Raw genomic sequence first — 26,850 nt, 5'->3', positions numbered from 1 at the left:
GCTCAGGCCTCGGTGGACTCGGCGGGCGCCGAGGACTCGGTCCCGGCTTCGTCCGCCTTCTTGTCGGCCTTCTTCGCCTTCGGGGTGATGGCCTCACCCTTGGGCTCGTCGCCGCCGTCCTTGGTGAGCGCCTCGAAGAGGGCCCGCTTGTCGGCCTTCGGCTCCGGCTGGAGCAGGGGCGCGGGGGCCGGAAGGCCCTTGTGCGCCTGCCAGTCACCGGTGAGCTTGAGGATCGCGAGAACCGGCTCGGTCGGCTGGGCGCCGACAGACAGCCAGTAGCGCGCGCGGTCCGAGTCGACCTCGATGCGCGAGGGGTTCTGGACCGGGTGGTAGATGCCGATCTCCTCGATCGCCCGGCCGTCACGGCGGACGCGGGAGTCGGCGACGATGATGCGGTAGTGAGGCGAACGGATCTTGCCCAGACGCTTCAGCTTGATCTTGACTGCCACTGGAGTGGTGTCTCCTGGTCTTGACGTGGTTGGGCGAGGCGGGACGCCGCGTGGGGTTGCGGTACCCGATCCGCCCGATGGACGCGTCAGCCGGAGGAGAGAGGGGTCCTGTGCGACTGTCGAGTACAGCTGGCTATTCTGCCACACACCTGCGGTGCGGCATGACGCGGCGAGGGTCGGGCGCCGGGCCCGGCCCACCGGCCCCCGCCGGTGGGCACCGGGGCTCAGCTCGCAGCGGCGACCACTTCCGGGATACGGAACGGCTTGCCGCAGCCGCCGCAGACGATGGGCGCCTGGGCCAGGACCGACGGGACCACGCGCACGTTGCGCCCGCAGTCGCAGACCGCCTTGACGCGCACGCCCCCGCCGGACGAGCCGTGCCGGGCGGCGGGGCCGCGGAAGCTCCGCTTGGTGTCGGCGGCCGTCGCGACCGTGTGTGCCTTGAGGGCCCGTTGCAGCCGCTCCATCGTGGGGCGGTACCGGCGTTTCGCCTCGGGGCTGAGCGAGACCAGCGAGAAGCCGCTGCTGGGATGCGGCTCCTCGGGGTGGTCCAGGCCCATCTCCTCGGCGATCGCCAGGAATCGGCGGTTGTGATAGCGGCCCGCTCGCGAGGTGTCCCGGACACCTCTCGCCGCGGCGATGCCGTGGACCGCTTCGTGAAGCAGTCGTTCGAATGAGAGCTCCGCGCCGCAGGCGGACGAGGACTCTCCGATCAGGGACTCTGGCGCGGCAAGATCCGGCAGCTCGGGGTGGGACCGCTGAATATCGGCCCACGCCTGTGCCAGCTCTGCGGCGAGAACAGGTGGTGTCGTGCTCACGTCGTGAATAACGAGCTGGGGCGCTCCGGGGTTCCATTCCGGGGCATCCCAAATAATTTGCACGTACCCGTCAGTTGCCATTGATGCGTCCTGACGAGGGCGGGTGCGTAGATCTGCGGAGAAGCCTCGCAGCCCCTACCAAGCCGGTACGTAGCGACTCGTACGCTTCGACGCGTAGACGATCTACGTACGGGGGGGCGCGGGCGCCCGGGGGACACGGGCGGCCATCGGGGCGGGCGCTCGGCGGAGCGCGGGCCACAAGACCGACACTACCCGGCGCATCGCCGGATTCCGGCACCGCCCCGTCGCGCGGGCCGGGGTGTCCGTGTGTGGTCCGGTGGGGCGTACGCGGGCGTACGTCGGGGCCGCTCCCGTGCGACCACCCGTTCGGCCCAGTCGGCGGCGCGGCGCGGGGGAGACCGTTGTCGGCCAGTTCCGGCCGGGCGCCAGAGCCCGTACGCCCATGGGAGAACACCCCGCCCAGGGCACCGGAGCAGGCATCTTCCCCCGGCCCCGGCCCGCGCCCCGGGGACGCCCCAGGGCGGGAACCGGCCGCACGCGCGGGGGCGTACCAGCGGTTCACCGACGCTTTGCCAATCGCCCACTGGACGCGGGAACGGATGCGGAGTTCCCTGGCATAACGGGGGACGAAGGCGCGCACGCACACGGGGGATGTCATTCGGGGCAGGACCGACCTCTCGGCGGATTGGGGCGCTATCCATGACACGTACGCTCGTCCAGCACCATACGAACGCGGGGCCGCCGACGGCGGTCGCCTCCGACCCCTCCGTACGCGCCCGTGACTGGGCCGAGATCCAGGAACGCATGCTGGTACCGCTCTACGAAGCGGTGTACGAGCGCCTGGAGGTCCGCGCGGGGACCCGGCTGCTCGGCCTCGGCTGCGGCTCGGGCCTGGCGCTCCTGATGGCGACGGCGCGGGGTGCGCGGGTCACGGGCGTCGACTCGGACGAGGAGCTGCTGGCGCTGGCGTCGGCGCGGCTGGCCGCGGCCGCCTCCGGCCCCTCGGGGAGGGTGCTCCCCACGTCCCGGACGGCGGAGGCCGCGCTGCCGGGCGGGGTGCCGTACGACGTGATCACCGCGCTTCAGCCGATCGGCTGCGTGGCGGGCGACGCGAAGGGGCTGGCGCCCGCGCTGGACGCGGCGATACCGCTGGCGGGGCGGGACGCGCCGGTGGTGCTGACGGGCTGGGGCCCTCCGGAGCGGTGCGCGACGGCGGGCGTCCTGCGGGTCGCGGGCCGGCTGGCCGACCCCCTCCGCAAGGGCGGCTGGCGCCCGGCGTACCGGGACGACCTGGAGGAGGTCGCGGCCCGCGCGGGCCTCACACCGGACGGCTCGGGCCGGGTGTCGTGCCCGTTCGGGTACGCGGACACGGAGAGCGCGGTGCGGGGGCTGCTGTCGACGGGCGTGTTCGAGGGGGCGGTGCGGGCGACGGATCGGCGACAGGTGGAGAAGGAGGTGGCGGAGGCGTTGCACCCGTACGTCCGCAAGGACGGAACGGTCTGGATGCCGAACGTGTTCCGCTACCTGATCGCAAGGCCGTAGCGTCCGGCGACCGCGTTGTCCTCAATCGCCGGACGGGCTGGTTTGTGCGTCTGCCCGGTGCGCGGCCGCACTCACCGATTGTCCTCAAACGCCGGACGGGCTGGATAGTGCGTCCGCCCGGTCCGCAGGCGCGGCTTACCAATGTCCTCAAGCGCCGGACGGGCTGGATGGTGCGCCTGCCCGGTCCGCGGGCGCGGCTCACTGATTGTCCTCAAACGCCGGACAGGCTTGATGGTGCCGGGCGCCGCTTGCCGATGTCCTCAAGCGCCGGATGGGCTGGATGGTGTGGGGCGCGGTCGTTCAGCTTTCCCGGCGGCGTGAGGGGGGTGGGGTCGGAGGAGGTGCGTGTGTCCGGACGTAAAGCGTGTTTTGTGGCGCAGGGCCCCGGCCCACTGAACGACCCGCCGCACGCGCCGTAAAACATGCAGTCCGGACACACGCACCTCCGGAGGCCCCGCCCCCCGTCACCACGGCACACCCAAGCCCGTCCGGCGATTGAGGACATCAGTAAGCGCAAGCAAGCGCCGCAACGTCAGCCCATGAACTTCTTGAACTCGTCCGGCAACTCGAAGTTCTTATCGGATCCCCCGGCCGGAAGGCCAAACGCGTTGCCCGCCGACGGCTCCGCCGAATCCCGTCGCGTCGCCGCCGCCTGTTCCTCCAGCTTGCGCTTCATCGGGTTGCCCGACCGCTGCTTCCCCTTCGCGACCTTCTGCTTCTTCTTCGTACGGCCGGGACCCCCGCCCATCCCGGGAACGCCCGGCATCCCCGGCATCCCCCCGCCCTGCGCCATCTTCGACATCATCTTGCGCGCCTCGAAGAACCGCTCCACGAGGTTCTTGACCGCGCTGACCTCCACGCCGGAACCCCGCGCGATCCGCGCCCGGCGCGAGCCGTTGATGATGGTGGGTTCGTGACGCTCGCCCGGTGTCATCGACTTGATGATCGCGGCGGTACGGTCCACGTCCCGCTCGTCGATGTTGTTGATCTGGTCCTTGATCTGGCCCATGCCGGGCAGCATGCCGAGCAGCTTGGAGATGCTGCCCATCTTCCTGACCTGTTCCATCTGGGCGAGGAAGTCGTCCAGGGTGAAGTCCTTGCCGCCCTTGCTGCTCTGGAGCTTGGCGGCCATCTTCTCGGCCTCGGCCTGGCTGAACGTCTTCTCCGCCTGCTCGATCAGGGTGAGGAGGTCACCCATGTCGAGGATGCGGGACGCCATCCGGTCCGGGTGGAACGCGTCGAACTCGTCCAGCTTCTCGCCGTTGGAGGCGAACATGATCTGCTTGCCGGTGACGTGCGCGATGGAGAGCGCCGCGCCACCGCGGGCGTCGCCGTCCAGCTTGGAGAGGACCACGCCGTCGAAGCCGACGCCGTCGCGGAACGCCTCGGCGGTGTTGACCGCGTCCTGGCCGATCATCGCGTCCACGACGAAGAGCGTCTCGTCGGGGTTGACCGCGTCGCGGATGTCGGAGGCCTGCTTCATCAGCTCCTGGTCGATGCCCAGGCGGCCCGCGGTGTCGACCACGACGATGTCGTACTGGCGCGACCTGGCGTACTCGACCGAGTCCTTGGCGACCTTGACCGGGTCGCCGACGCCGTTGCCCGGCTCGGGGGCGTAGACCGCGACACCCGCGCGCTCGGCGACGACGGAGAGCTGGGTGACGGCGTTGGGGCGCTGGAGGTCACAGGCGACCAGGAGCGGGGAGTGGCCCTGGTTCTTGAGCCAGAGGCCGAGCTTTCCCGCGAGGGTGGTCTTACCGGCGCCCTGGAGGCCGGCGAGCATGATGACGGTGGGCCCCTGCTTGGCGAAGCGCAGCCGCCGGGTCTCACCGCCGAGGATGCCGACAAGTTCCTCGTTGACGATCTTGATGACCTGCTGGCTCGGGTTCAGCGCGCCCGAGACCTCGGCGCCGCTCGCGCGTTCCTTGACCTTGGCGATGAAGGCGCGGACGACGGGCAGGGCCACGTCGGCTTCGAGCAGGGCGATACGGATCTCGCGGGCCGTGGCGTCGATGTCCTCCGGGCTGAGGCGCCCTTTGCCCCGGAGGCTCTTGAATGTGGCTGCGAGGCGGTCGGAGAGAGTGTCGAACACGGTGGTCGCGAATCCTCGGGTCGGGGGCGGGCGGGTGGATCGCCCTCCAGGGTATCTGCCTGAACCAGCGCGGCGCCCTCGCCCGCCGGAAATCCGCGGACGAGGGCGCCTTTCACCGCACGGAGGCCGGGCCTCCGCTCACCTCAGGGCTTCCTCCAGGGACTTCGCCAGGGCCGCCGCGTCCGCCTCCGGCAGCCGCGACCCGTCCGCGCGCGTGACGTAGACGGTGTCCACGGCGTTCGCGCCGAGGGTCGAGACGTGCGCGCTGCGGACCCGTACCGCCGCCTCCTCCAGCGCGCGGCCGATGCGGTGCAGCAGTCCCGGGGCGTCCTGGGCGCGCACCTCGATGACCGTGGCGTGCCGGGAGGCCGTCGGGGCGACGGTCACCCGGGGCGGCGGGGCCTTCACGCCCCGGCGCCTGGGGTACGCGGCCTCGCGTTCGGCGAGCCGGGCGGGGATGTCCAGGGTGCCGTCCAGGGCCCGTACGAGGTCGGCGCGCAGCCGGGTCGCCTGCGGGAGGGAGCCGTACTCCGCGGCCACCCGCCAGCTCAGCAGCAGGACGTCGGAGCGCTCCCCCAGCTCGGTGGGGAGCTCCACGGCGCGCAGGTCGGCCGCCCGGACGGTCAGCCGGTGCAGGGCGAGCACGCCGGCCGCGGCGGGCAGGACGCCCGGCTGGTCGGGCAGCGCGATGAGGAGTTCGACGCCGACCGGTTCGGGTTCGGCGCCGGGCTCCTCCTCGGGCGGGGGCTCGGTCTGCGGGGCGTGCAGGGCGAGGACCGGTTCGCCGGTGCGCAGCGCCTCGACGGCGAGGCGCTCCTGTTCGGCGCTGGGCGCGGTGGGTTCGGGTTCGGGGACCTCGTGGCCCGCGAGGACGGCGGCGACCCGCTGCACGAGGTCGGAGACGAGTCCGGCGCGCCAGGTGGACCAGGCCGCGGGCCCGGTGGCGAGCGCGTCCGCCTCGGTGAGGGCGTGGAGCAGCTCCAGGGTGCCGAGGGAACCGACCCGCCCGGCGACGGAGCTGACCGTCGCGGGATCGTCCAGGTCGCGCCGGGTGGCGGTGTCGATGAGGAGCAGGTGGTGGCGTACGACGGTGGCGATGACGGCCATGTCGTCGCGGTCGAAGCCGATGCGGGAGGCGACGTCGCGGGCGATGACCTCGCCGGCGACCGAGTGGTCGCCGGGCCAGCCCTTGCCGATGTCGTGCAGCAGGGCGCTGACGAGGAGCAGGTCGGGCCGGTGGACGCGGCGGGTCAGGGAGGAGGCCTGGACGGCGGTCTCCACGAGGTGGCGGTCGACGGTCCAGGTGTGGACGGGGTTGCGCTGGGGCCGGCAGCGGACCCGTTCCCAGTCGGGCAGGAGCTGGGTGATCAGGCCTTCGGCTTCGAGGGCCTCCCAGACGGGGACCGTGGACTCGCCGGCGCCGAGCAGCTTGACGAGTTCCTCGCGGGCCTCGGCGGGCCAGGGCACCGGCAGGGGCTTCGCGGCGGCGGCGATACGGCGTACGGCGTGCAGGGAGATCGGCAGGCCCGCCTGGGCGGCGGCGGCCGCGGCCCGCAGGGGCAGCACGAGGTCGCGTTCCACGCGTGCGGTACGGGCGAGGACGACCTCGCCGTCCTGCTCGACCACTCCTTCGGCGAGGGGCGTGCGCTCGGGCGCGGGTTTGGTGCCGAGCATGGCGCGCAGGCGGGGCCTGGCGCCCCGGGAGCGCAGGACCCGGTTGACCTCGCGCCAGGTGACGTCGGAGGCGTACGAGACCGTGCGGGCCGCTTCGTACACCTGGCGCAGCAGGGCGTCGGCGTCCAGCAGGCCCAGTTCGGCGGCGACGGAGTCCTGCTCCTGGAGGGCGAGCCGGTCGGTGGCGCGTCCGGTGGTCAGGTGCAGGGCGTCGCGGGCGTCCAGGAGGCGCCTGCGGGCCTCGGAGAGGCCTTCGCGGGGTGCGTCGGCGAGCCAGGACGCGGCGACGGCGCGCAGGGCGGTGGCGTCGCGCAGGCCGCCCCTGGCCTCCTTGAGGTCGGGTTCGAGGAGGAATTGCAGTTCGCCCTGGCGTTCGGCGCGCTCGCGGCACAGCGCGTCGAGTTCGGGCAGCCGTTTGGGGGCCTGGTTGCGCCAGTCGGCGAGGATCGCGGTCCGTACGCCGGTGACGAGGCCCAGGTCGCCGGCGACGTGCCGGGCGTCGAGCAGCCCGAGCTGCACCTTGAGGTCCTCGCCGGCGGTCTTGCGCGCCTCGGCGGGAGTGCGGACGGAGTGGTCCAGGGCGAGGCCGAGGTCCCACACCGGGTACCAGACGCGGTCGGCGAGGGCCGCGATGGCGGGGGCGCCGGCCTTGCCGTCGTGCAGGAGCAGCAGGTCGAGGTCGCTGCGCGGGGACAGTTCGCCCCGTCCGTAGCCTCCCACGGCGACCAGGGCCGCGCCCCGGACGCCGGCTTCCCTCGCGGCCGTGGTGAACAGCGCGTTCAGCCAGCCGTCGGTCAGTTTCGCGAGGGCGGCGCGCCGCGGCGGCCCGGACCGCGCCTTCTCCTGGAGAAGGCGCAGCCGGGCCGCCGCATAGCCGCTGGGTCCCGAGTCTGCCTGCTCGGTTGTCTCTTCGAGGCTCGTCACCCAGTCGTTCCCGTCTCTCAGAGGGCGTCGGGGCCGCGTTCGCCGGTCCGTACCCGGACCGCCGTGTCGACCGGAACGCTCCATACCTTGCCGTCACCGATCTTGCCGGTTCTGGCGGCCTTGACCACTACTTCGATGAGCTCTTCGGCGTCGCTGTCCTCGACCAGTACCTCGATACGGATCTTCGGGACGAGGTCGACGGTGTACTCCGCACCCCGGTAGACCTCGGTGTGACCGCGCTGCCGGCCGTATCCGCTGGCCTCCGTGACCGTGAGCCCCTGGATCCCGAAGGCCTGGAGGGCCTCCTTGATCTCGTCGAGCCGGTGTGGCTTCACGACTGCGGTGATGAGCTTCATGCGTCCACCTTCTTGTTCGTCGCCGCTCCGGCGAGGTCGGCCGGGACGCTACTACGGCCCGAGGGAGAGCCGCCCAGCGCACTGAAGTCGTAGGCCGACTCCGCGTGGAAGGCCATGTCGACACCGCTCGTCTCGTCGTCCTCGGACGCCCGGAAGCCGATCGTCTTGTCGACGAGCTTGGCGAGGATCCAGGTGACGACGAAGGAGTAGGCCATCACCGAGAAGGCTCCGACGGCCTGCTTGCCGAGCTGGTCGAGACCGCCGACGCCGTTGATGGCGAGGACGCCGACGAGCAGGGTGCCGATCAGACCGCCGACGAGGTGGACGCCGACGACGTCCAGCGAGTCGTCGTAGCCGAGCTTGTACTTGAGGCTGACGGCCCAGGAGCAGACCGCTCCGGCGACGACGCCGATGAGCAGCGCGCCGAACGGGTTGACCGCCGCGCCGGACGGGGTGATGGCGACCAGGCCGGCGACGGCGCCGGAGGCGGCGCCCAGCGTGGTGAACGCGCCGTGGCGGATGCGCTCGTAGGCGAGCCACCCGATCATCGCGGCGGCGGTGGCGATCTGGGTGTTGAACGCCATGATCGCGGCGGTGCCGTTGGCGGCCAGCGCGGAGCCGGCGTTGAAGCCGAACCAGCCGAACCAGAGCAGTCCGGCGCCGAGCACGACGAGCGGCAGGCTGTGCGGGCGCATCGGGTCCTTCTTGAATCCAATGCGTTTGCCGACGACCAGGACCGCGGCGAGTCCGCCGATACCGGCGTTGATGTGGACCGCCGTACCACCGGCGAAGTCGATCACGCCCAGCTTGAAGAGCCAGCCGTCGGACTGCCACACCCAGTGGGCGATCGGGAAATACACCACGCTGACCCACAGCGCGATGAACAGGGTCCAGGAACTGAATTTCACGCGGTCGGCGAGTGCGCCGCTCATCAGTGCCGGGGTGATGACGGCGAACATCAGCTGGAACAGGGCGAAGGCGAAGACGGGAATGCCTTCCTTGCCACCGGTCAGCGTGTCGGCGGTAATGCCCTTCAGCCCGATGTGGTCGAAGTTGCCGAGCAGCCCCCCGCCGATGTCGTCGCCGAACGTCAGTGAGTACCCGTACAGGACCCACAGCACGCTGACGACGGCGAGCGCGCTCATCGACATCATGAGCATGTTGAGGGCGCTCTTCACCCGCACCATGCCGCCGTAGAAGAATGCCAGGCCGGGCGTCATCAGCATGACGAGCGCGGCACTGATCAATACGAATGCGGTATCTGCGCCATTCAAGGCCAGCGTCTCCTCGGAAGTCGGAACGGCCCGTGCGGATGCTCAGGGGGGTCTGGGCCGACTGTGCTGAGGAGATTGGCGCAGCGCCGTTTCAGTCAGTGCCGCTGCATGTTTCGCAACAGTGACGAAGACGTCCTGGATGTTACGTACCGATGAACCGCGGGACATCGTAAACCGGCCGCGGCCGTCACCCTGCTGACCTCGCGGCGGGGGAGCCGTGTCGGGCTGTACGGGGTGACGGTCGCGGCCGGAGTCCGGGGACCCCTCAGACCGCCTCGGCGGACTCGGGCAGCTGGGTGGAGAGACGGTCGGTCAGGTAGGCGATCTCGGCGACGTCGCCGAAGTCCCGCGCGGCGGTGTCGACGGTCTTGCGCAGCCGGTTGTTGACCCGCTCCGACCGCACCTTCCTCGCCGCGGTCAGGGCGGTCTGGGCCAGGGCGGCCGACTCCTCGGGCTCTCGCTTGAGCAGGTGCACGGTCGCCATCCCGATGAGGTTGAGCGCGTACGACCGCTGGTGCTCCCGGTCGTGCTCGAAGAGCTCGACGGCACGCCTCATGGCGGGCTCGGCGAGGGAGGCGTACGTGGGGCTGCGGCCGGCGACATAGGCCAGATCGCGGTACGAATGGGCGTTCTCGCCGTTGAGCTCGGCCTCGGTGAAGAACCGGATCCAGTCGGGCTCCGGCTCGCCGTCCAGGCCCACGTCGGAGAAGGTGTCCTCGGCCATCCGGACGGCTCGTTTGCACTTGCTCGGCTGGCCCATATTCGCGTACGCGCGCGCCTCCATCGCATACAGCATCGCCTGCGTCCTGGAGGTGGCGCAGTCGCGGCTGCCGTACTGGGCGAGGTGGATCAGTTCCAGCGCGTCGTCGGGCCGGCCCAGATGGATCATCTGACGGCTCATCGAGGACAGGATGTACGAGCCGAGCGGCTTGTCCCCCGCCTCCTTGGCGGCGTGCAGCGCGAGGACGAAGTACTTCTGGGCGTTGGGCTGGAGCCCGACGTCGTAGCTCATCCAGCCGGCCAGCTCGGCCAGTTCGGCGGCGCACCGGAACAGCCGCCGGGCCGTCTCGCGCGGCTGCGGCTCCTGGAGCAGGTCGGTCACCTCGTGCAGCTGCCCGACGACCGCCTTGCGGCGCAGCCCGCCGCCGCACTGCGCGTCCCACTGCCGGAACATGGTCGTGGTCGACTCCAGCAGGTCCAGCTCCGTCCGGGAGAGCCGGGGCGGGCGGGATCCCGGGTCCTCCGTCGCGGGCCGCTCCGGCTCGGCGGCCGGGGTGGGGACGAGCCAGCGCTGCATGGGCTCGACCAGGGACGGTCCGGCCGCCAGGGCCAGCGAGGAGCCGAGGAAGCCGCGCCGGGCCAGCATCAGATCGCTGCGGGAGAACTCGCTGAGCAGCGACACGGTTTGCGGTCCCGCCCAGGGCAGGTCGACGCCGGACACCGAGGGTGACTGGTGCGCGGAGCGCAGGCCGAGGTCCTCGACGGCCACGACCGTGCCGAACCGCTCGGAGAACAGCTCGGACAGGATCCGCGGAATGGGCTCGCGCGGCTGCTCGCCGTCGAGCCAGCGCCGTACCCGCGAGGTGTCCGTGCTGATGTGATGGGCGCCCATCTCACGGGCCCTGCGGTTGACTTGACGTGCGAGTTCACCCTTCGACCAGCCGCTTCGCGCAAACCACGAGCCCAGCTGCCCGTTCGGGCTCTTGCCTGAATTCGTGCCGCTCGCGCCGCTGCCGCCCACTCGTACGCCCCCATCCGTTCAAGCCCTGTCACGCGAACCGCTATCAGAATGCCGTGAGGTGTGGCTCCCTGTCCGGAGGTTGCCCCCCTTCGAACAGGAAACCGAGTTGCCCCGGGCATACCCGTGGTCGCACTTTCCTCCGGGGTCCGTGTACCGAAAGTAATCCTACGATCACCCGTCCGGCGAGGGTGATTCCAGAAACGCCACCATTCGCCACCCCTTCGAATGAACTGCCCCCCGGCCGGGCGCGATTCACTTGACACACGACGATCAGGAACGGGTGAAGCGGTGTGCGCCGGGGCGCGTACGGCGGTCCGCACCACCCCCAGTGCTCCCGTACGCCGCCGGAAGCGACCCGACGAACACAGAGGGTCACGGGCAGACTGCGAGTCGTAACCACCGGCGCACCCGACCCGTTGGAGGGGGCATGGGCTTCACGATCGGCGGCACGCGCCGCCGCGGCCGCGGCACCACGGAGTGCACGGCGGTGGCGGAGTACACGGGACTCTGGGGCTGGGACGTCGCCCCCGGCTCGCCCGAAGGGCCGGGCGACGAGGTGCCGGCGGGCGCGACGCTGGCCGACGTCACCAAGGTGTGGTCCGAGTCCCCGGGGGCGTCGGTCCTGCTGCCGGTGGGCCGCAGCTTCGACGTCCTCGACGTGTCGGCGACGGCGGGCTCGCGGGCCCTGGTCCGCCTGGAGCGGATGGGACTGCCCCTGGGCCCGGTCCTGGCGACGCCCTGCGGGCGCGCGTACTTCTTCGTGGCGCCCGGGGCGGCGGCCGAACTGCCCCAGCTGCTGTACCGCATGGGGTGGGACGACGCGGGCCTGGACCTGCGCGGCCAGGGCTCGGGCCACGTCCCGGCCCCGCCCACCGAGATCCCGGGCCGGGGCCCGGTCCGCTGGCTGCGCCCCCCGTCCCTGGACACGGCGACCCCGCCCCAGGCGAGGCTGCTCCTGGGAACCCTGGCGTACATCTGCCACCGCTCAGCGGCCTAGCCCACTGGCGCGGCCCCCGTTCCCCACGCGCTTCGCGCGCGTTGTCCTCAATCGCCGAACGGGCTTGAGTTGCCCGGCAGGCCACCCACCGACGCGAGGGGGCCGGGGCCGCAGGAGGCGTGTGTCCGGACGTAGAGCGTGATTTGTGGCGCACACGGCCCGCACCCGAAACCCGAGCCGCACGCGCCGTAAATCATGCAGTCCGGACACACGCCTCCGGAGGCCCCGGCCCCCGCACCACCACGCAACCAAGCCCGTCCGGCGTTTGAGGACAATCAGTAACCGCACCAACCACCAACCACCATGCACCGCGCAGCGTTAGTCGCCGATCAACGCGTCCACAAACGCCCCCGCCTCGAACGGCGCCAGATCGTCCGCGCCCTCCCCCAGGCCCACCAGCTTCACCGGTACGCCCAGTTCCCGCTGGACCGCGATCACGATGCCGCCCTTCGCGGTGCCGTCCAGCTTGGTCAGGACGATCCCGGTGATGTCCACGACCTCCGCGAACACCCGCGCCTGGACCAGCCCGTTCTGCCCGGTCGTCGCGTCCAGCACCAGCAGCACCTCGTCCAGCGGCCCGTGCTTCTCCACGACCCGCTTGACCTTGCCCAGCTCGTCCATCAGCCCGGTCTTGGTGTGCAGCCGCCCGGCGGTGTCGATGAGCACCACGTCGGCGCCCTCCGCGATGCCCTCCTTGACCGCGTCGAAGGCCACCGACGCGGGGTCGCCGCCCTCGGGTCCCCGTACCGTACGGGCCCCGACCCGCTGCCCCCACGTCTGGAGCTGGTCCGCCGCCGCCGCGCGGAACGTGTCCGCCGCGCCGAGCACGACCGACTTCCCGTCCGCGACCAGCACCCGCGCCAGCTTGCCCGTGGTGGTGGTCTTGCCGGTCCCGTTGACCCCGACGACCATCACGACGGCCGGGGTGTCCAGGACGCTCTCGGTCCTGACCGTCCGGTCGAAGTCCTCCCGGTCCGCGCCCACGTCCAGCAGCGCCACCAGCTCCTCGCGCAGCAGCGTGCGCAGCTCGCCGGGCGTCCGGGTGCCCAGCACCCGCACGCGCTCCCTGAGCCGTCCGACCAGTTCCTGCGTGGGCGCGACACCGACGTCCGCCGTGAGCAGCGTCTCCTCGATCTCGTCCCAGGTGTCGTCGTCCAGGTGCTCCCGCGACAGGAGCGTGAGCAGCCCCTTGCCGAGGGAGTTCTGCGAGCGGGAGAGCCGGGCGCGGAGCCGGACCAGCCGGCCGGCGGTCGGCTCGGGGATCTCGATCTCGACGGGGGGCGGCGCGCCGACCACCGGGTCCTCGACGGCGACCGGCGACCCCGTGGCGTCCGAGGCGTCCGGGAGGCCGACCTCCTCGATGGTGCGGCGCGGTTCGTCGCGCGGCGTCTCCGCCTCGTCACCGACGTGTGGCTCGGCGGGCGGAGCTGTGAGGGTCGGCGAGCTCGACGGCGCCCGGGGCGGCAGCTTCTTCTTCCTACGGCTGCCGACCAGGAGCGCGCTGATCGCGCCGACCGCGACCAGGGCGATGACTACAACAAGGATGAGGATTTCCATAACGCTCCCAGTATCGACCACGACGGTGCCGGTCCCCGGTTCCGGAGGGTCACATACAGAACACGGTCGGCGGCGCGCCCTAGCCCATCTCCTCCAGCGTCTTGCCCTTGGTCTCCTTGACGAAGATCAGCACGAACGGCAGCGACAGCGCCGCGAAGCACGCGTAGATGATGTACGTCCCCGAGAGGCTCCAGTCCGCCGAGAGGCTCGGGAAGCTCGCGGTGATGGCGTAGTTGGCGATCCACTGCGCCGACGCCGCGACGCCCAGCGCCGCCGCGCGGATCTTGTTGGGGAACATCTCGCCGAGGAAGACCCAGACGACCACGCCCCAGGACAGCGCGAAGAAGAGCACGAAGACGTGCGCCGCGACCAGGGCCGTCGTGCCCTCGGTGGTGGGGAGCTTGCCGTTCACGAGGTGGGCGGAGAACGCCCAGGCCTCGAAGGCCAGGGCGACGGTCATGCCGCAGGATCCGACGATCGCCAGCGGCTTGCGGCCCACCCGGTCGACGAGCGAGATCGCGATGATCGTGCCGATGATGTTCACGATCGAGGTCGTGAAGGAGTAGAGGAACGAGCTGGACGGGTTGATCCCGACGGACTGCCAGAGCGTCGCCGAGTAGTAGAAGGCGACGTTGATGCCGACGAGCTGCTGGAAGGCCGACAGTCCGATGCCGATCCACACGATGGGCAGGAAGTTGCGCCCGTTGAGCAGGTCCCTGAAGGTCGACTTGTGCTCCCGGCGCATCGCCAGCTCGATCTCCGCCGCCCGCGCGTCCAGGTCGACGTTCTTGTCCTCGACCGTGGCGAGCACCCGCTTCGCCTCGGTCTCCCGGCCCACGGAGATCAGGTAGCGGGGCGACTCGGGGATCGTGAAGGACAGCACACCGTACGAGATCGCCGGGACGACCATCACCCCGAGCATCCACTGCCACGCCTCCAGGCCGGCGAGGTCGCCGCGCTGGTCACCGTCGGCGAGCTGGAGGATGCCGTAGTTCACCAGCTGCGAGATGGCGATGCCGAGCACGATGGCGCCCTGCTGGAAGGAGCCGAACCGGCCCCGGTACGCGGCGGGCGACACCTCCGCGATGTACGCGGGGCCGATCACCGAGGCCATCCCGATCGCGAAGCCGCCGATGACCCGCCAGACCGCGAGGTCGTAGATGTCGAAGGGCAGGGCGGAGCCGACCGCGCTGATGGTGAACAGGACCGAGGAGATCCGCATGCAGTGGAGGCGGCCGATCCGGTCGGCGATCCGGCCCGCGGTGGCCGCGCCGATCGCGGATCCCAGCAGAGCGACGGCGACGACCTGGGCGAGCGGCAGTGAACCGATGTGGTAGCGGCCCCGGATGCCCTGGACGGCGCCGTTGATCACGGAGCTGTCGTAGCCGAAGAGGAATCCGCCCATCGCCGCGGCCGTGGTGATGTAGATGACGTGGCGGAGGTGGTCGGGGCGGGGCGCGTTGCCGTCGGAGGGCTGCACCTTCGTGGTGGTGGTCACATGAACTCCTGGAGCGCCCGGCGTCGCCGGGTGTGGGGGGGGCGAGCCCCCACAGTGGCGCACAACGGGGCATCACGCCCTGCTGCAACACCCGCCGGCTGGGTGAAAACCCAACCGTCAGCGGAGCCGCTGGCTGATGACCTTGGAGACGCCGTCGCCCTGCATGGAGACGCCGTACAGCGCGTCGGCGACCTCCATCGTGCGTTTCTGATGGGTGATCACGATCAGCTGCGAGCTTTCCTGGAGCTCCTGCATGATGCGGATCAGCCGCTGGAGATTGGTGTCGTCCAGGGCCGCCTCCACCTCGTCCATCACGTAGAACGGGCTGGGCCTGGCCTTGAAGATGGAGACCAGCAGGGCGACGGCGGTCAGGGACCGTTCGCCGCCGGAGAGCAGGGACAGCCGCTTGACCTTCTTGCCCGGCGGCCTGGCCTCGACGTCGACGCCGGTGGTGAGCATGTGGTCGGGGTCGGTGAGGATCAGCCGGCCCTCGCCGCCGGGGAAGAGCCGGGAGAACACGCCCTCGAACTCGCGTGCCGTGTCGCGGTACGCCTCGGTGAAGACCTGCTCGACCCGCTCGTCGACCTCCTTCACCACGAGGAGGAGGTCCGTCCGGGTCTTCTTGAGGTCTTCGAGCTGCTCGGAGAGGAACTGGTGGCGTTCCTCCAGCGCCGCGAACTCCTCCAGGGCGAGCGGGTTCACCTTCCCGAGCTGCTGGTACGCCCGTTCGGCCGCCTTGAGCCGCTTCTCCTGCTCGGCGCGGGCGTAGGGGCGGGGCCGGTTGCGCGGGTCGTCGGGATCCTCGGGCAGGGTCTCGCCCTCGGCGGGCGGGGACGGTGGTACGGGCTGGTCGGGGCCGTACTCCGCGACCAGCCCGGCCGGCTCTATGCCCAGCTCCTCCAGGGCCTTGGCCTCCAGCTGCTCGATGCGCATGCGCTTCTCGGCGCCAAGGACCTCGCCGCGGTGGACGGAGTCGGTGAGCTTGTCCAGCTCGGCCTTGAGGTCGCGGCCCTGGGTGCGCTCGGTGACCAGTTCCCGTTCGCGTTCGGCCTTGGCGGCCTCGGCGGCGGTACGTTCCGCCTCGGCGCGTACGACGGAGACCTCGACGTGGGCGAGCAGCTGGCGGGCGCCGGACGCGACGGCTCCGGCGACGCGGGCCTCGTGGCGCAGCCGGGCGCGGCGCTGCTCGGCGCGCGCCCGGGCCTCGCGCTCGGCGCGCGCGCCCCGGTCGAGGGCGTCGGCGCGGCCGGCGAGGCCCTTGACCCGTTCCTCGTGGGTACGGACCTGGAGGCGCGCCTCCATCTCGGTCTGGCGGGCGTTGGCCCCGTCGGCGGCGAGCCGGTCCCGTACGGAGGTGTCGGGTTCGTCCTCCGCCCCTTCTCCGGCCTCCTGGGCGACGAGCAGCCGCTCGGCCAGTTCCTCGGCCTCCTCGGTGGCGCGCTCCAGGGCGTCCTGGGCCTTGGCGGCGGCGGAGGCGGTGCGCTCGGCCTCGCCCTCGGCGCCGCGGGCCTGCCCGGAGAGGCGGCCGAGCTGTCCCGACACGGCGGACTTGGCGCGGTCGGCGGCGCGGCGGAGGTCGCCCAGCTCCTCGACGAGGGCGGCGCGTTCGGCGCGGGTGGCGGTGGCCCTGGCCTGCGCCTGCGCCAGCTCCTCGCTGCGTGCGTCCAGGTCGCGGAGGGTGGCGGCGGCCTCGTCCACGGAGGCCTGGACCTCCAGCAGGCTGGGCGCGCCCGCGGAGCCGCCGTGCGCGAAGTGCGCGCCGAGGAGGTCGCCTTCGGCGGTGACGGCGACGAGGCCGGGGTCGGCGGCGATCAGCTCCTCGGCGTCTTCGAGGGTCCCGACGACGACGATGTCCCTGACGAGGTGCCTGACGGAGTCCATGAGTTCGCGGGGCCCGCGCACGAGGTCGACGACGCGGGGCGCGCGGGTGCCGCCGCCTCGGGCGGAAGGGCTGTCCTCAATCGCCGGACGGGCTTGGGCGACCCCAGCGAGCTCGCGGGCGGCTGCTCCCCCGCCTCCGGCGGAAAGGCCGTCCTCAATCGCCGGACGGGCTTGATGGGCGGCCCCCGCCCCAGAACCGTCGCCCCCCTCCGAAGCCCCAAGCTCAGCCCCGGCCCCCTCCACCGCGCCCGACGACGGAGCCCTTCCAAGCCCATCCGGCGACGGGGGCCTTTCAAGCCCATCCGGCAACGGGGGCCTTTCAAGCCCATCCGGAGACGGAGCCCTTTCAAGCCCGTCCGGCGTTTGAGGACACGGTTGGCCCGCAGGGCCACCGAACCCCCCACCCTCCGACGCCGGAAGCTTCGCCCCAGCCACCTCCACCCCGCCGAGCGACGGAGCCCCCTCCAGCCCGTCCGGCGTTTGAGGACACGGTTGGCCCGCAGGGCCACCGAACTCGCCGCCCTCCGCAGGCGCAACCCCCTCCCCCGCCCCCTCCAGCCCGTCCGGCGATTGAGGACGCGGTAGGCCCGCAGGGCCGGCGCCCCCCGCGGAGGGCGGCTCCGCCTCGGCGGTGTTCAGCCCGTCCGGCGATTGAGGGCGCCTCGGGGCCGGAGGTCTCGCGAGTTCGTCGCGGGTGGCCGTGCTCGTCGCCTGGGGCGGGACCGTGGCCGGAGAGGTCGCCAGGAGCAGCGACGCCCGGCCCGCGTCCCGGGCGCGGAGGAGGCGGATCGCGGACGCCGCGTCGCCGGGCGTGGACACCGCGATCGCCGACGCCGCCGCCCCCAGCGCCGCCGCCACCGGGATCTCGTGGCCCGGGGTCACCGTCAGCAGCTCGGCCGCCGGGCCGAGCAGGCCCGTCAGCTGGTCGCGGGCCGCGAGCAGCGCGCCGGAGCCGTCCTTGCGCCGCAGCCCCAGCGCCAGCGCGTCGTGCCGCGCCGCGACCGCCGCGCGCTCGCGGTCCGTGCCCGTCGCCGCCTCCCGCGCCACCGACAGCGCCGCCTCCGCCTCCGCCAGGGACTCCCGCGCCGCCGCGTACCGCTCCGCGAGCTCCTCGTCCTCGGCGTCCAGACCGTCGACCTCCGCCTTGAGCTGTTCGTACTCCTCGCGCGCCGCCGCCGCCCGCTCCCCCGCCGCGTCCCTCGCCTCCGCCAGCCGCCCGATCTCGGCCTGCGCGGACGCCGCCCGCCCCCGCGCCGCGTTGACCTGCCCCGCCAGCCGCACCAGCCCCTCGCGCCGGTCCGCGATCGCCCGCGCCACGTCCTTGAGGCGGCGTTCCTCCACCGCGAGCGCCCGCTCCAGCTCCGAGCGGTGCGCGACGGTGTCCTCCAGCGCGTGCTCGGCCGCCTCCAGCGCGGCCTCCAGCTCCGCCTCCTGCTCGCGGATCCTGGCGGCCTCCCGCTCCATGTCCTCGGGCTCCCGTCCCCGCCGGTCGTCCGCGGGCGGCGCGGTCGCGCTCTTCACCCGCGCGTCGGCCAGCGAGATCGTGCCCCGTACCCGCTCCGCCAGCCGGGACAGCTCGTACCAGGTCTGCTGGGCCCGCTGGAGCCGCGGCGCGAGCCGCCGTACCTCGTCCTCCAGCTCGGTCTCCCGCGTCAGCGCCGCCCTGAGCCGCCCCTCCGCCTCCTCCTTGCGCTGTTTCAGCTCGGCCTCGTCCGCGATCTCCGTGCGCAGGGCGTCCCGCAGCCGTACGAGATCGTCGGCGAGCAGCCGCAGCCGCGCGTCGCGCAGGTCGGCCTGGATGACGGCGGCCCGCCGCGCTACCGCCGCCTGCCGCCCGAGGGGCTTGAGCTGGCGGCGCAGCTCGTCGGTGAGGTCCTGGACACGCGCCAGGTTCGCCTGCATCGAATCCAGTTTCCGCAGCGCCTTCTCCTTGCGCTTGCGGTGTTTGAGCACCCCCGCCGCCTCCTCGATGAAGGCCCGGCGGCCCATCGGATCGGCGTGCAGGACGGAATCCAGCTGGCCCTGTCCGACGATCACGTGCATCTCGCGGCCGATACCGGAGTCGGAGAGGAGTTCCTGGATGTCGAGAAGCCGGCAGGTGTCCCCGTTGAGCTGGTATTCGCTGCCGCCGTTGCGGAACATGATCCGCGTAATGGTGACTTCCGCGTAGTCGATGGGCAGCGCGCCGTCGGAGTTGTCGATCGTGAGCGAGACCTCGGCGCGGCCGAGCGGGGGCCGCCCGGTCGTCCCGGCGAAGATCACGTCCTCCATCTTGCCGCCGCGCAGCGATTTCGCTCCCTGTTCACCCATGACCCAGGACAGCGCGTCCACGACGTTCGATTTACCGGAGCCGTTCGGGCCCACCACACAGGTGATGCCCGGCTCGAAGCGCAGTGTCGTGGCGGACGCGAAGGATTTGAACCCGCGCAGGGTCATGGCCTTGAGGTGCACGCCGCCGGACTTTACCCCGCTCCCGTCGCCGTCCGGCGGTTTCGCCGCCGAACGCGCAGGGCACATCAGACCTTAGGAAAGGGCGTCGTACGGTCAACCTCGCTGTGTACAACGGAAGATGGAAAGAAAGAAGGGACGCCGAAGCGTCCCTTGCATATCTTGCTGAATGGTGCCGAATCTGCGCGAGTGTGACTCACCCGGCCCCGACGGGGGCGGTGATCAGGTGAGCGCAGGCTCCCCCTGGTGTACTTCGATGTCCATGTTCTCGAACATCGAGTCTCCAGGGTGCTGTGCGACGGCGGCGTTCAACGCGTCGTTCTCGGACTGGATCCGTGCCAACTCGGATTCGAGGTCCTGGACACGCTTCTGAAGCCGTCGCATCTCGGCGAGGAGTCGCGGGTCGGAACCGCCGACGTAACCGAGAAGCGCCTTTGCCATGATGGATGGTCCTCCACACTGAGTGACCGACCGTATGCGGTTGGGTCATAGGGGAAATCGCACCCGCGGTGCCTGACAGTGCTTGCTCCGCTGCGGTTCTTACTGCCAAACAGCTAAGGTGCGCGGGGATTCCAGAGTCTCACCAAAAAGTTTGACGGTCAACACGATCATCGCCCGCGCAGGCCGTCGGCCCGGGGGGCTCGGCCGTCGGAACGCGGCACCGCCTCACCCACGGGCCCCTGCGGGCGTGGAGATCTTCGTTAATCGCGCAGCCTCGCACGGCGGGGCCATTTTTGGCAACCACCAGGTCAATGCTGGCGTCGACGGCCGCCGGAGGCCTCCGCGGGCCCTCCCGAGGGGGTCCCGAACGCCGTCCCGGACGGCCGGCTCAGCGGATCGCGAAGGTCTCGTAATCCCCGCGCGCTGTGCCCCATATCTCTGTCACCCCGTCGACCCGTCCGGGTGTGTCGTCCGAGCGCAGCCACTCCAGGAGGCCGTGGCACTTCTCACGCGCCCCTTCCGCCACCACCTGCACCCGGCCGTCGTCGAGGTTGAGGGCGAATCCGGTCAGCCCGCCGATCTCCAGCGCGTTCGCCCTGGTGAACCAGCGGAAGCCCACTCCCTGTACTCGTCCGCGCACCCAGGCGGTGAGCCGTACGTCGTCATTCACGGCCACACGTTATCCCCGGCAATCGGCCGTACGACACACCGGCCCCGGACGCCATGGGCTACAGTCCGGTCACAATGAGCCTCACTCGTACGGGTGAGGCACGTTGCTATCAGGATCATGTCGAGAGCATGAGGAAGGCACAGTCGATGGGACGCCATTCGCGCTCCGCCGCCGTACCCGCCGCTGTGGACTACGCGGACGCCACGGCAGGCAGGCACCGGGGTGGTGCACGCCGTAAGCGGCGCGTCGCCGCCCCCGTGAGGACCGGACTGCTCGGCGCCTCGGCGGCCATGGCCGTCGGCGCGGTGGCGGTGGCCTCGGGGCTGCTGCCCGGCGGCGACCAGTACAACGTCGGCGGTGGGCCCACCGGTGAGCAGGTACGCACCGACGGCGCGCCCGAGCTGCTGGATCAGGGCGGCGCCTCGGCCGAGCCCACGGAATACCCGTCCGCCTCCGTGTCCGCCTCGCCCTCCACGCCGGGCCGGGTGGCGACCACCCCGGCCAAGAAGCGCGCCGCCACTCCGTCGAAGCCGTCGGCCGACGCGTCGAAGAAGGCGAAGGCCCCGGTCACGCGGGCGCCCGAGACGAAGAAGACCGAGGCGCCCGCGACCCGGGCCCCGGAACCCGAGCAGACGACCCGGCGCGCGACGGAGGACCAGGGGCAGGGCCCCGCGGCGGCGTCCGCCGCGACCGCTGTCCTCTCCCTGGTCAACGACGAGCGGGCGAAGGTCGGGTGCGCCCCGGTCCGGGCCGACGCCTCACTGGCCGGGCTGGCCCAGGACTTCAGCGAGGACATGGCCGCGCGCGGCTTCTTCGACCACACGGATCCCGACGGAAACACTCCCTGGGACCGCGCCGACCAGGCCGGGGTGCAGAAGCTCGGCGGCGAGAACATAGCCAGGGGCCAGGCCGACGCCCAGGCGGTGATGGACTCGTGGATGAACAGCGAGGGCCACCGCGCGAACATACTGAACTGCGACTACACCCGGTTGGGCGTAGGAGTGCACACCGGCACCGGCGGCCCGTGGTGGACGCAGGACTTCGGGTTCTGACAGCGCCACGTGTACGGAACCACCCGTACGGACCCGTCTACACCGCCGTACGCGGCGGGCGCTGGCAGTGCGGGCAGAAATAGCTGGAGCGGTTCATCCACGGCCTGCGCCGGATGGGGGTCCCGCAGCGCCGGCACGGCTCGCCCTCGCGGCCGTACGCGTCCAGCGACCGGTCGAAGTAACCCGATTCGCCGTTCACGTTGACGTACAGGCTGTCGAAACTGGTGCCGCCGACGGCGAGCGCCCCGTTCATCACGTCCCGCGCATGCCCGAGCAGCTCGACGGCGCGCGGCCGGGGCAGGGTCGCGGTGGGGCGTTCGTAGTGGAGCTTGGCGCGCCAGAGCGCCTCGTCCGCGTAGATGTTGCCGACGCCGCTGATCAGTGACTGGTCCAGGAGCGCGCGCTTGACGGTGGTACGGCGCAGGCGCAGCGCCCTGTAGAACGCGTCGTCGTCGAATTCCGGGTCCAGGGGGTCCCGGGCGATGTGCGCGATGACGTCGGGCACCCCGTCGGGGGAATTGTCGTGCAGTGAGAGTCCGCCGAAGGTGCGCTGGTCCACGAAGCGCAGTTCGGTGCCGAGGGAGTCGGCGAACCGGATGCGGATCCGCAGGTGTTTCTCGTCGGGTGTGGTCTCCGGCTGGACGAGGAGCTGACCGCTCATCCCGAGGTGGCCGAGGATCGAGGCGTCGGTGTCGGCGAGCGGGAGCCAGAGGTATTTGCCGCGCCGGCGGGCCGTGCCGATGGTGTGGCCCTTGACGCGGGCCGCGAAGTCCTCGCCGCCGGCGAGGTGGCGCCGTACCGCGCGCGGATGCAGCACGTCGGTCCCGGCGACGGTCCGGCCGCTGACCCAGCGCTCCAGACCGCGCCGTACCACTTCGACCTCGGGCAGCTCGGGCACGGGACTCCTCGCGGGACAGCAAGACAGGGCGGGGACAAGAGCGGAACGGGCGACGCCCCTCACACCGGGATCCGGCGCGAGGGGCGTACCAAGAGGGCCGTACGGCTGACCGGACTGCCGGTCAGGCCTGGGCCGCGTCCGCGGAAGCGGGGTCGGCGGGAACCACGGCGTCAGGATCGACACCATGCCCGGACTGCTGCCCGGAGCCGGAGCCCGGGCCCGAGCCGTTGACGGAGCCCGGATCCGAACCGTTGGCGCCGGGGCCGGACGGCGCCACGTCCCCGGGCACCCCCGGGGTCTCCGGGACCGGGTCGGCCCCTTCGATGTGCACGACGTTCTTCTCCGCCGCCGCCCGCGCGTCCGCGTCGGCCCTGATCGACCGCCACGCGGACTCCGCCGCCTGCTGTTCCGCTTCCTTCTTGCTGCGGCCGGTGCCGGTGCCGTACGAGACACCACCGACGCGGGCGGCAGCAGTGAAGGTCTTTTCGTGGTCGGGACCGGTTTCCGTGACGAGATACTCGGGAACCCCGAGACTCTCCGCCGCGGTGAGCTCCTGGAGACTGGTCTTCCAGTCCAGGCCGGCTCCGAGGTTGGAGGACTTCTCGATCAGCGGGTCGAAGAGCCGGTGCACCAGCTCCGAGGCCGCGTCGAGACCCTGGTCGAGATAGACGGCGCCGATCACCGCTTCAAGGGTGTCGGCGAGGATGGAAGCCTTGTCCCGGCCCCCCGTGCCCTCTTCGCCCCGGCCGAGCCGGATGAAGGAGCCGAGTTCCAGGCCGCGGCCCACTTCCGCCAGCGCACGCGAGTTGACCACCGCGGCCCGCAATTTGGCCAGCTGGCCTTCAGGCAGGTCGGGGTGGGTGCGGTACAGCGTGTCCGTGACCACCAGGCCGAGCACCGAGTCCCCGAGGAATTCGAGCCGCTCGTTGGTGGGCAGACCGCCGTTCTCGTACGCGAACGAACGATGGGTCAGCGCACGCACCAGAAGGGCGGACTCCAGCCGATAGCCGAGCCGCCCTTCCAGAAGCGTGGGGGACGAGGCCGTACTGACGTTGTCTGCCTGCTTCTTGGCAGTGGACAGTTCAGACATCGTGCCTCTCACCAGCCGCTCAGACCTCGAGGACCTGGCGCTTGTTGTACGTGCCACAGCTCGGGCACGCGATGTGCTGGAGCTTCGGCTCCTGGCAGCGCTCGCACGACACCAGGGTGGGGACCGCAGCCTTCCACTGCGACCGGCGGTGGCGCGTGTTGCTGCGCGACATCTTCCGCTTCGGAACAGCCACGGCTACTTCTCCTGCTTCTCGTCGGCGCCAGCTGCGGCGCCGCCCATGTTGTCCTTCTCGCCGTCCTTGACGGTTTCGGCGAGTCCCTGCAATGCCGCCCAACGGATGTCGACGGCGTCGTGGTGGTGACCGGGATTCTCGTCCAGCCTGATTCCGCATTCGGAACACAGGCCGGCACAGGTCTCCCGGCACACCGGCTGCATCGGCAGTGCGAGCACCACCGCATCACGCAGCACAGGTTCGAGGTCGAACAGTCCGTCCTCGATGAACAGCGTGTCCTCGTCGTCCTCGGCGTCGTCGCCGGGTTCCGCACGGGTGCGGCCCCGGTCATCGGCGTCGTGGTACGAGAACAGCTCCTGGAAGTCCGCCTCGACCGGTTGGCCCAGCGGCTCCAGACACCTTACGCACTCCCCCTCGGCCGTCGCACGGGCGGTGCCGGTGACGAGCACGCCCTCCATGACGGATTCGATACGGAGAGTCAGCTCCACCGGGCCGCCCTCGGGCGTGCCGATGACTCCGCCGATGCCGAAGTCCTGGGGCGCGGGGACCGTCCTGGTCAGCTTCCTGAGCGCACCAGGACGCCGCCCCAGCTCGTGTGTGTCGAACACGAGGGGGTCGCGGTGGTCGAGGCGCGCGTTCAGGGCTGTTCCAACTTTCGGATCGTGGAGGGGCCGCCGCGGTGTCGCGGAAACGAAGAGGGCAGCGGGGGCCGCGGACATACACGCGGCCGAAGAGCCAGGGTACTGGACCGGCCGCCGTAGGCCCAATCCGGGCCCCGGGTGCGTCAGCGGCCCTGTTCGTACCGGCGCAGCTGGTCCAGGTCGATCATGCTGGTGTCGAAGAGGCTGGTCTCGTCCAGGGCGCCCTGCTGGTCGGGGTGGGCCTGGCCGGGCTGGTGCTGCGGTGGCTGCGGGACGGGCGGCTGCTGGCCGGCGGGCTGCTGCCAGCCGTAGTTCGGGTCGTACCCCTGGGCCTGGCCCTGGTCCTGGCCGTACCCCTGCGTGACGGGGGGCTGCTGCGGGTACGCGTACGGATCCTGCTGGTAGCCGCCCCCGTAGGTGTCCTGCTGGCCGTATCCGGCGTACGCCTGGTCGGGGTACGCGGGGTCCTGGTAGCCGGTCTCCTGGTACGCGGCGGCCGGCTGCCCGTAGGCGGGGTCCACGTACGGCTGCTGGGCGGGGATCTGGGGCAGCTGCGCGGCCGCCGCGTCCTGGGCGGCGGGCTGCTCGCGCGGCACCTCCGCGAGGTCCGCCCAGTGGTCGGCGTCGCTGGTGCGCATCTGGGGGCCCGCCGCGTCCTGGGCGGCGAGGTGCGCGGCCAGGTCGTCGATCTCGGTCCTGCCCAGCAGCTTCTGCCGGCCGCGCCCGACGGCTTCGAGGGTCTTGGAGAGGACCGCCTCGAAGGCGCCGATCTTGGCGTCCACGTACTCGTCGGCGCGCCGGATCAGGGTCTCCGGGTCGGTGCTGTGCTCGGGGGCGTCGTCGGCGTCGTCGCCCTCGGAGCCGTACCCCTGCTCACCGCGGCCCGGGTCGCGGCCCAGCAGCTTCTCGCGGCCCCGGTCGACGGAGCCGATGGTCTTGGTGAGGACGACCTCGAAGTTGGCGAGCTTGGAGTCGACGTAGTCGTCGGCCTCGGCCTTGACCTCGGCGGCGTCCCTGCGGGCCTCGGAGAGGATCCGGTCGGCCTCCTCCTGGGCGCGGCGGGCGACCGCCGTGTCGGAGATGAGGGTGGTGCGTTCCGCGTGGGCGGCGCCGATGATGCGGTCGGCCTCCTGGCGGGCCTGGGCGGCGAGCTGTTCGTGGCCGCCGAGCAGTTCCTGGGCCTGGGCCAGCGAGCCGGGGAGCGCGTCGCGCACCTCCTCCAGCATCGCGAGCAGCTCGGCGCGGTTCACCACGCAGGACGCCGACATGGGCATGGAGCGGGCACTGCCCACCGTGTCGACGATCTCGTCGAGCTTCTTCTGCACGTCCACCGGTGCTCGCCACTCTCTCAGCTGGTTTGGAGACGGACGCAACGACTGTACGGCCAGTGGGAGCCGCTCCGACACCAGATGAGGGGCCGCCGGTCCGTCAGGACGTGCCGAGGCGGGCGGCGAGGGCGCGGTGGACGGCCGGGGGGATCAGGTGGGAGACGTCTCCGCCCCAGGTCGCGACCTCTTTGACGAGGGAGGAGGAGAGGAAGCTGTACACGGGGTTGGTGGGGACGAACAGAGTCTCGACACCCGAAAGGCCGTGATTCATCTGGGCCATCTGGAGTTCGTAGTCGAAGTCGCTGACCGCGCGCAGGCCCTTGACGATGGCGGGGATGTCGCGCTGCTTGCAGAAGTCGACGAGCAGGCCGTGGAAGGCCTCCACCTCCACGTTGCCGAACTCGGAGGTGACCTCGCGGATCAGGTCGATCCGCTCGTCGATCGTGAACAGCCCTTTTTTGGACTTGTTGATCATCACCGCCACGTGCACGACGTCGTACAGCTTGGAGGCGCGGGCGATGATGTCGAGATGTCCATTGGTGATGGGGTCGAAGGACCCCGGACAGACGGCGCGGCGCAACTGAATTCCCTCGCTCTCCGGTCCGGTCATGGTGCGTCTTCGCACGTAGAGGCGGCGCGACCGTACCAAAACGTTCCCTCGCCGTAGCGACGGGACCGCAGGGGCTCGAATCCCCCCGGCCAGCCGAACTCCCCGCCTCTGGTGCTGCGTTCCACGGTGGCGACGGCGTCGCCCGTGAGCCACCCCTGAGTGCGGAGTGTGAGGAGGATCTCCCGAAGATCGTCGTCGGTGACGGCGTACGGCGGATCGAGGAAGACCAGGTCGTACGGGGCGTCGGGGGCCGGTCCCGTGACGATCTGCTCGGCCTTGCCGGTACGGACCTCGGCGCCGGGCAGGCCGAGGGTCCTGACGTTCTCCCGGACGGTCCTGGCGGCGCGCGGGTCGGACTCCACGAGCAGGGCGTGTACGGCGCCCCGGGACAGGGCTTCCAGGCCGATGGCGCCCGACCCGGCGTAGAGGTCGGCGATCCGGACGCCTTCGAGGGTGCCGAGGAGCGATCCCCAGCTGGAGAAGAGCCCCTCGCGCGCCCGGTCGGAGGTGGGGCGGGTGCCGGTGCCGGGCGGGACGGCGAGCCGGCGTCCGCCGGCGGAACCGGCGATCACGCGGGTCATGGGGGTCGCGAACCTCGGTTTTCGTGGGGACGGGGGGATGGAGGGATGGACGGAAGGGAGCGGGACTGCTGCTC

The 26,850-nt window shown here is 71.5% G+C and carries 22 protein-coding genes; 3 read left to right on the top strand and 19 right to left on the bottom strand.

What is annotated here, in order from left to right:
* Nucleotides 1-2 precede the first annotated feature (2 nt).
* Complete coding sequence (rpsP, locus tag ACIODU_RS09260) at nucleotides 3-449, bottom strand: 30S ribosomal protein S16 (protein WP_161308528.1); 447 nt, start codon at nucleotides 447-449, stop codon at nucleotides 3-5.
* Nucleotides 450-673: 224 nt separating this feature from the next.
* Nucleotides 674-1,267 carry a hypothetical protein gene (locus tag ACIODU_RS09255; RefSeq protein WP_161308529.1) on the bottom strand — a complete coding sequence of 198 codons (594 nt, stop codon included), beginning with the start codon at nucleotides 1,265-1,267 and terminating at the stop codon, nucleotides 674-676.
* A 720-nt stretch (nucleotides 1,268-1,987) separates the two neighbouring features.
* On the opposite strand from ACIODU_RS09255, the gene ACIODU_RS09250 reads away from it, so the two are divergent.
* Nucleotides 1,988-2,830: a methyltransferase domain-containing protein gene (locus ACIODU_RS09250; protein ID WP_356433081.1), complete on the top strand. Its 843-nt coding sequence runs from the start codon at nucleotides 1,988-1,990 to the stop codon at nucleotides 2,828-2,830.
* A gap of 532 nt (nucleotides 2,831-3,362) precedes the next feature.
* Here ACIODU_RS09250 and ffh read toward each other — a convergent pair.
* The 5 genes from ffh to ACIODU_RS09225 all read right to left on the bottom strand — a co-directional run bounded on the left by ffh (nucleotide 3,363) and on the right by ACIODU_RS09225 (nucleotide 10,891).
* Nucleotides 3,363-4,922: a signal recognition particle protein gene (ffh, locus tag ACIODU_RS09245; protein ID WP_356428328.1), complete on the bottom strand. Its 1,560-nt coding sequence runs from the start codon at nucleotides 4,920-4,922 to the stop codon at nucleotides 3,363-3,365.
* Nucleotides 4,923-5,060: 138 nt separating this feature from the next.
* Nucleotides 5,061-7,520 (bottom strand): [protein-PII] uridylyltransferase, encoded by a 2,460-nt coding sequence (locus tag ACIODU_RS09240; RefSeq protein WP_401765645.1) that lies wholly within the window; start codon nucleotides 7,518-7,520, stop codon nucleotides 5,061-5,063.
* A gap of 17 nt (nucleotides 7,521-7,537) precedes the next feature.
* Nucleotides 7,538-7,876: a P-II family nitrogen regulator gene (locus ACIODU_RS09235; RefSeq protein WP_167026465.1), complete on the bottom strand. Its 339-nt coding sequence runs from the start codon at nucleotides 7,874-7,876 to the stop codon at nucleotides 7,538-7,540.
* Nucleotides 7,873-9,150: an ammonium transporter gene (locus tag ACIODU_RS09230; RefSeq protein ID WP_356428334.1), complete on the bottom strand. Its 1,278-nt coding sequence runs from the start codon at nucleotides 9,148-9,150 to the stop codon at nucleotides 7,873-7,875. Before ACIODU_RS09230 ends, ACIODU_RS09235 begins: the two co-directional genes overlap by 4 nt.
* Nucleotides 9,151-9,415: 265 nt before the next feature.
* Nucleotides 9,416-10,891: a hypothetical protein gene (locus tag ACIODU_RS09225; protein WP_401765642.1), complete on the bottom strand. Its 1,476-nt coding sequence runs from the start codon at nucleotides 10,889-10,891 to the stop codon at nucleotides 9,416-9,418.
* Between the two features lie 427 nt (nucleotides 10,892-11,318).
* Here ACIODU_RS09225 and ACIODU_RS09220 point away from each other — a divergent pair, with 427 nt between their 5' ends.
* The gene (locus ACIODU_RS09220; RefSeq protein WP_401765640.1) at nucleotides 11,319-11,888 is read left to right on the top strand and encodes a bifunctional DNA primase/polymerase; all 570 of its coding nucleotides are present in this window, start codon (nucleotides 11,319-11,321) and stop codon (nucleotides 11,886-11,888) included.
* Between the two features lie 318 nt (nucleotides 11,889-12,206).
* Here the strand turns inward: ACIODU_RS09220 and ftsY are convergent, their stop codons facing one another.
* The 5 genes from ftsY to ACIODU_RS09195 all read right to left on the bottom strand — a co-directional run bounded on the left by ftsY (nucleotide 12,207) and on the right by ACIODU_RS09195 (nucleotide 20,383).
* Complete coding sequence (gene ftsY / locus ACIODU_RS09215) at nucleotides 12,207-13,445, bottom strand: signal recognition particle-docking protein FtsY (protein ID WP_356428342.1); 1,239 nt, start codon at nucleotides 13,443-13,445, stop codon at nucleotides 12,207-12,209.
* 79 nt (nucleotides 13,446-13,524) lie between these two features.
* Nucleotides 13,525-14,943 carry a sugar porter family MFS transporter gene (locus ACIODU_RS09210; protein ID WP_356428344.1) on the bottom strand — a complete coding sequence of 473 codons (1,419 nt, stop codon included), beginning with the start codon at nucleotides 14,941-14,943 and terminating at the stop codon, nucleotides 13,525-13,527.
* Nucleotides 14,944-15,060: 117 nt separating this feature from the next.
* Nucleotides 15,061-19,275, bottom strand: a complete 4,215-nt coding sequence (locus ACIODU_RS09205; protein ID WP_401765636.1) for an AAA family ATPase — start codon at nucleotides 19,273-19,275, stop codon at nucleotides 15,061-15,063.
* A 219-nt stretch (nucleotides 19,276-19,494) separates the two neighbouring features.
* On the bottom strand, nucleotides 19,495-19,713 hold the full coding sequence (locus tag ACIODU_RS09200; RefSeq protein ID WP_356428350.1) for a hypothetical protein: 219 nt from the start codon (nucleotides 19,711-19,713) through the stop codon (nucleotides 19,495-19,497).
* A 388-nt stretch (nucleotides 19,714-20,101) separates the two neighbouring features.
* Nucleotides 20,102-20,383 (bottom strand): acylphosphatase, encoded by a 282-nt coding sequence (locus ACIODU_RS09195; RefSeq protein ID WP_356428352.1) that lies wholly within the window; start codon nucleotides 20,381-20,383, stop codon nucleotides 20,102-20,104.
* A 146-nt stretch (nucleotides 20,384-20,529) separates the two neighbouring features.
* Here ACIODU_RS09195 and ACIODU_RS09190 point away from each other — a divergent pair, with 146 nt between their 5' ends.
* Complete coding sequence (locus ACIODU_RS09190) at nucleotides 20,530-21,435, top strand: CAP domain-containing protein (RefSeq protein ID WP_356428355.1); 906 nt, start codon at nucleotides 20,530-20,532, stop codon at nucleotides 21,433-21,435.
* A gap of 37 nt (nucleotides 21,436-21,472) precedes the next feature.
* Here the strand turns inward: ACIODU_RS09190 and mutM are convergent, their stop codons facing one another.
* The 7 genes from mutM to rsmD form a co-directional block, all read right to left on the bottom strand.
* Complete coding sequence (gene mutM / locus ACIODU_RS09185) at nucleotides 21,473-22,333, bottom strand: bifunctional DNA-formamidopyrimidine glycosylase/DNA-(apurinic or apyrimidinic site) lyase (protein ID WP_356428358.1); 861 nt, start codon at nucleotides 22,331-22,333, stop codon at nucleotides 21,473-21,475.
* Between the two features lie 121 nt (nucleotides 22,334-22,454).
* On the bottom strand, nucleotides 22,455-23,423 hold the full coding sequence (gene rnc, locus ACIODU_RS09180) for a ribonuclease III (RefSeq protein WP_356428361.1): 969 nt from the start codon (nucleotides 23,421-23,423) through the stop codon (nucleotides 22,455-22,457).
* Nucleotides 23,424-23,442: 19 nt separating this feature from the next.
* Nucleotides 23,443-23,616: a 50S ribosomal protein L32 gene (gene rpmF, locus ACIODU_RS09175; RefSeq protein WP_003965982.1), complete on the bottom strand. Its 174-nt coding sequence runs from the start codon at nucleotides 23,614-23,616 to the stop codon at nucleotides 23,443-23,445.
* Nucleotides 23,617-23,618: 2 nt separating this feature from the next.
* Nucleotides 23,619-24,257 (bottom strand): DUF177 domain-containing protein, encoded by a 639-nt coding sequence (locus ACIODU_RS09170; RefSeq protein ID WP_356428478.1) that lies wholly within the window; start codon nucleotides 24,255-24,257, stop codon nucleotides 23,619-23,621.
* 143 nt (nucleotides 24,258-24,400) lie between these two features.
* Nucleotides 24,401-25,588, bottom strand: a complete 1,188-nt coding sequence (locus ACIODU_RS09165; protein ID WP_401765632.1) for an ATP synthase F0 subunit B — start codon at nucleotides 25,586-25,588, stop codon at nucleotides 24,401-24,403.
* Between the two features lie 97 nt (nucleotides 25,589-25,685).
* Entirely contained in the window at nucleotides 25,686-26,165 is a 480-nt protein-coding gene (coaD, locus tag ACIODU_RS09160) for a pantetheine-phosphate adenylyltransferase (protein WP_356428480.1), read from the bottom strand.
* Between the two features lie 26 nt (nucleotides 26,166-26,191).
* Entirely contained in the window at nucleotides 26,192-26,776 is a 585-nt protein-coding gene (rsmD, locus tag ACIODU_RS09155) for a 16S rRNA (guanine(966)-N(2))-methyltransferase RsmD (protein WP_356428367.1), read from the bottom strand.
* Nucleotides 26,777-26,850 lie beyond the last annotated feature (74 nt).

The sequence above is a fragment of the Streptomyces sp. NPDC088261 genome, assembly GCF_044740805.1.
Lineage (GTDB): Bacteria > Actinomycetota > Actinomycetes > Streptomycetales > Streptomycetaceae > Streptomyces.
The sequence above is the reverse complement of the archived record's forward strand: the minus strand, read 5'-3'. Positions and strand labels throughout refer to the sequence as shown.